The organism is Novosphingobium sp. ZW T3_23 (assembly GCF_044987305.1).
Taxonomy (GTDB): Bacteria; Pseudomonadota; Alphaproteobacteria; order Sphingomonadales; family Sphingomonadaceae; genus Novosphingobium.
Genome location: NZ_JBJDRF010000133.1, coordinates 1 through 1,051 on the forward strand (window position 1 = coordinate 1; position 1,051 = coordinate 1,051).

The following is a 1,051-nucleotide window of genomic DNA, read 5'->3' on the forward strand; positions in this document are numbered from 1 at the left end:
GCCCCTCCAGCCCGAGCAGGGCGGCGGCGGGCAGGGCCGCCAGCATGAGCGGCGGGCCGAAGCTGAGCCAGTGGGCCAATATCCGCACGGCAAGCACCAGTTCCTCGGAAATGCCGCGCAAGGCCCACTGGTCGAACAGGCCCATTTCGATGTCGGGTTCGACCAGTCGGTCGAGCGGCAGGATCGCGGCGAGCAGGGCAGCCACCCAGATCACGCCGCCGCCGGTCCGCGCGAGCAGCGGGGCGTCGGGCCCGACCGCGAAGGGGTAGAGCATCGCCACCGAAAGGAAGAACAGGATCGGCAGCAGCGCCCCGCCGCCCCGTCCGCCCAGCAGCAGACGGGCAAGGTCGCGCTTGAGCAGCGGCCCGAAAGCACCGCTCATGCCGCGTGGTCCGCAAGCGGCAGCACCCGCATCCCCGGCAGGGCGAAGGGCTGGTGCGAGGCGATCAGGGCGATGCCGCCTTGGGCGCAGTGCTCGGCCGCCAGCGTCTCGGCAAGCGCCGTCGCATGGCTGTCCAGGCCGTTGAGCGGTTCGTCGAGCAGCCATATCCGCGCGTCCTGGCCGAGCAGGCGGGCGAGGGCGGCGCGTTTCTTCTGCCCGGTCGAAAGATAGCGGACCGGAACGTCCAGCAAGTCGTCCAGGCCCAGCCGGTCTATGTGCCTTTCACGGATGCCGCCATCCAGCCGCTGCCAGAAGGCGAGGGCGGCGCCCAGCGTCACCGCCGGATCGAGCGCGGGACGTTCGTCGACCAGGCCGATCGCGCCTTCCGCGACCACCGTCCCCTCGAAAGCGGGAGCAAGCCCGGCGACGATTCGCAGCAGGCTGGACTTGCCGATGCCGTTGTGGCCGGAAACCCGCAGCGCCTCGCCCGCCTTCAGCCGCAGCGAGAGCCCACGGAACAGCAGCCTGTCGCCGCGCCGGCAGGCGAGATCGTCGATGGCGATGGAGGCCCCTTGCATGGCTTGAGGCGATAGTGGAAAGGGCCACGAGTGCCAAGCTGGCCGCGTCCCACACGGAGTCGCCGATGTCGATTGCCCGCCTTACCGATGC

At 70.6% G+C, this 1,051-nt stretch carries 2 protein-coding genes; both read right to left on the reverse strand.

The window, feature by feature from the left end:
• Nucleotides 1-382: heme exporter protein CcmB (locus ACI3K3_RS25645; protein ID WP_404918937.1), on the reverse strand; the 382-nt coding region annotated here is incomplete at its 3' end.
• Nucleotides 379-960, reverse strand: coding sequence for a heme ABC exporter ATP-binding protein CcmA (gene ccmA / locus ACI3K3_RS25650; RefSeq protein ID WP_404918939.1), 582 nt, complete (start codon nt 958-960; stop codon nt 379-381). The genes ACI3K3_RS25645 and ccmA, both read right to left, overlap by 4 nt.
• Between the last annotated feature and the right edge of the window lie 91 nt (nt 961-1,051).